Origin of the sequence: Streptomyces sp. NPDC000410 (assembly GCF_040300305.1) — a bacterium.
In the GTDB taxonomy this organism is placed as follows: Bacteria; Actinomycetota; Actinomycetes; order Streptomycetales; family Streptomycetaceae; genus Streptomyces.
In genome coordinates this window covers 1-2,783 of sequence record NZ_JBEPDM010000115.1, presented here as the reverse complement: position 1 = coordinate 2,783, position 2,783 = coordinate 1, and the positions used below count along the sequence as shown (strand labels likewise).

Below are 2,783 nucleotides of genomic sequence, written 5' to 3'. Positions count from 1 at the left end.
TCCATGGCCGGGTAGTCACACCATCCCAAACAGCCGAATCATCACACCGGTCACGGCCGACCAGGGCTGCTCAACAAGATCGTGTTACGAGCTCTGATGAACACGTCCGACGAAGGGTGGCGGCGCGGCCGCGTCCCCGACGCCCGCGGCCGCGCCGACGCCCCGCGCACACCGATCGACTACGCGAAGGTCGGCCGGTCCTCGGCACGCCGCCGCGCGCAGGGCATGACACCCAGCGAGGCAGCGGCAGCGTTCGAAGAGGCCGACCTGCACGCGCACCTGGACCGCCGCGACGAAGCAGCGGCCGACGACGGCGGCCGCCGTGCAGCGGAGCTCGCGGAGTGGCAGCGCATCGTGCAGCTGCTCGCCGCGACCGGCGGCCCGTACGACCCGGACGCCGACGCGGTCGTCCGGGAGGAGCTCGCCGAAGACCGGCGCCGGGAGGAAGCCGAGCAGCAGCGCCGCCAGGAGCAGCAGCGGGTAGCCGCCCGGGCCGAAGAACTCGCCCGGTTGGGCGGGGCCACCCCAACTCCATCGCAGCGTGCCGAGCCGGGCCGGGGACGAAGCCGCCCGCGACCTCCTGGACCGTGCCGCGCTGCTCGCCGCCCTCGCCCACACCGGCGCTCCGGTCGACGGCTACCTCGAGTTCGTCGGGCGTCTCGCCCAGGCCAGGCCCCGCCGCCACGACCGCACTCGCCTCGTGGCTCGACAAGGCGGCCGGCGGTGAAGGGCGGCACGGCGTGAGCGCGACTGACGAGGTGGTGGCCAGTTGGAGCGAGCACAGCACGGTCGGCCACCACTACGAGGATCTGCTCGCCGGCGGCGCGGTCAGCTCCAGGCGCTGGCCGACTCAGTGGGCCTGAAGTGCAGACCCTCCGGGAGCTCACTGGCAGTGTCAGTCACACCTGAGACCGTGTCGGCATGTATGCCGTCTTCGCTGCCCCAGCCTTCGTATGGTTCCTGCCGCTCATGCTCTTAGCGCAACGCAACATCAAAGACGCCAGCAGTCCCCAGTCATCCAGTGCCAGCGTTCGTGCTGCTCCCCTGCACGCGTTGATGGGCTCGACCACCGAGAGTTCGAGTACCTCGTTCGCGATCTGATGATCCGCGATGGCGCAACCAAGGTGCGGAGAGTCGGTGGAGCAGGAGACAACGGGGCAGATGTCGTGGCAACGGATCCTGCCGGTCAGCTCTGGATCATTCAGTGCAAGCATCGCAAGCAGGGACTGGGCGGGCAGTTGGTCGGGGTTCAAGAGTTCCAGGTCCTCAACGGGACCGGCCGCCCAGTGCACAAAGGCAACGTCGTCGTATTGGTGACTAATGGAGCAGTCAGCAAGCGGGCCCGCGGCTTCGCCAAGTCCCAGAAGCTCGACATCGTCGACCGCCTCCTACTGGAGGACTGGATCACGGGCGACCGTCCGATCTGGGAGTTGCTCGGGATCAAGGGCAGCAGCGCTCCTTCCGTCCTCTCCGATGTTGAATCTGGAGCGCCTGCCGGTTCGAGCGAGTCCGTCTACTCGCTTGCGGAGGCCTATAGCGCTGGGCTGGTGCCCTGGAAGCCAGCCACGATGCGGCAGTACCTGCTGCGCTCCCAGCAACGTGGCATCCCGCTTCCCCGCAGCAGCGATGGGTAAGGTCACCTCTACACGGCTGCGGAACTTGGCGAGTGGCTTGGCCACTGGCGGGCTCGGGGAACTTCCTCATCAGCAGCCCGAGTAGGCGATGTACTCCGTTACTCGCAGTAGCCATAGACTGCGAGGCCATAGGTTGGCGACAGTGCCAGGTTTCGCGCGTACCGCCCGGAGCACCCCGCCCCGGCGCTACCGTGAGGACACATGCCAGAGCAACCGTCCAGGAGCCTCGGATGAGTCAGCAGCCGGCCCCCGCGCCCGCCCGTCAGCCCCTCGATGAGCACGCCGCCGAATCGGCCCGCGCGTACGCGGCCGACCAGCGCGCGAAGGTCGACGTCCTCGCTTCGGTCCTGGAGGACATCGCCGCCAACGGCTACCCCTCGCCCGAGTCCGGCGTGCCGTGGGAGATCGCCCGCGACGCCCACCTCGCCCGCCTCGCGGACGAGCAGCCGCGTGTCGCCTGAGCACGGCGCGCGCCGCTCTCGCGTCATCATGGTGGAGCCCGCGCTCACCCAGCTCGCCAAGTTCACCGCGTCCGAGACGCACCGTCTGGACCGAGCGATCGTCGCGATCAGCGTCAACCCGGAGCTGGGCACCGAGGTGCCCGGCACCCTGCTGCGCGACTACGCGGACGAGATCGACGGAGTCCGCGTGATCTACTACGTCACCGCCCTGAAGACGATCACGATCGTGGCGTACGTCGAAGCCTGATCGACATGTAGCAGCGCCCCGGACCTGGTCGGGCCCGGGGCACTGCTGTGTCTGCTGCACGAGGTGCTGCTGCGGGTGGTTCCTGGCGCCGGAGAGCGATGACATTCGAAGGCTGGCCCCAAGCGCCACACGGCTGCTGCTCGGGTAGCAGGCCCTGCTGCACACGTGCAGCGGCCCGTGCAGCAAACGGGCGTTCGTCTGCTGCACGGGCCGCTGCAACCGGTCAGTCCGCGGTGCCGGTGGCCCACCGCTCCAGGTCGCTCGAAGTCGCGTGCACATGCGGATTCAGGCCTTGGCGTCGCCGTCCGGGGCAGGGCCGGGTTGAGCGCCAGGAAGTCAAGTCGTACCGACGGCGAGGCGAGCTCGGGCGAGTGCCTTCGGCTGGTCTCATGCCACGACAGGGACGGCCGCGGCGGCCGGGCTGATGACGAAGAACCCTGC

General features: G+C 69.0%; 5 protein-coding genes. 4 read left to right on the top strand and 1 reads right to left on the bottom strand.

All coding sequences use genetic code 11. The features are described 5' to 3' along the window. Window positions 1–84: 84 nt before the first annotated feature. On the bottom strand, window positions 85–618 hold the full coding sequence (locus ABT342_RS37945; RefSeq protein WP_351584140.1) for a hypothetical protein: 534 nt from the start codon (window positions 616–618) through the stop codon (window positions 85–87). Window positions 619–740: 122 nt separating this feature from the next. Between ABT342_RS37945 and ABT342_RS37940 the strand changes: the two genes are divergently transcribed. The 4 genes from ABT342_RS37940 (at window position 741) to ABT342_RS37925 (ending at window position 2,342) form a co-directional block, all read left to right on the top strand. Beyond that, window positions 741–863 carry a hypothetical protein gene (locus ABT342_RS37940; RefSeq protein WP_351584137.1) on the top strand — a complete coding sequence of 41 codons (123 nt, stop codon included), beginning with the start codon at window positions 741–743 and terminating at the stop codon, window positions 861–863. Between the two features lie 90 nt (window positions 864–953). After that, entirely contained in the window at window positions 954–1,634 is a 681-nt protein-coding gene (locus tag ABT342_RS37935) for a restriction endonuclease (RefSeq protein WP_351584134.1), read from the top strand. Window positions 1,635–1,864: 230 nt separating this feature from the next. Continuing rightward, window positions 1,865–2,095 (top strand): hypothetical protein, encoded by a 231-nt coding sequence (locus ABT342_RS37930; protein WP_351584132.1) that lies wholly within the window; start codon window positions 1,865–1,867, stop codon window positions 2,093–2,095. After that, entirely contained in the window at window positions 2,085–2,342 is a 258-nt protein-coding gene (locus ABT342_RS37925) for a hypothetical protein (RefSeq protein WP_351584129.1), read from the top strand. The genes ABT342_RS37930 and ABT342_RS37925 overlap by 11 nt, the downstream gene beginning before the upstream one ends. Window positions 2,343–2,783 lie beyond the last annotated feature (441 nt).

Excerpts from the sequence above, each read along its gene's own strand:
- ABT342_RS37930 (WP_351584132.1), top strand. The coding sequence starts at position 1,865 with ATGAGTCAGCAGCCGGCCCCCGCGCCCGCCCGTCAGCCCCTCGATGAG.
- ABT342_RS37935 (WP_351584134.1), top strand. The coding sequence starts at position 954 with ATGGTTCCTGCCGCTCATGCTCTTAGCGCAACGCAACATCAAAGACGC.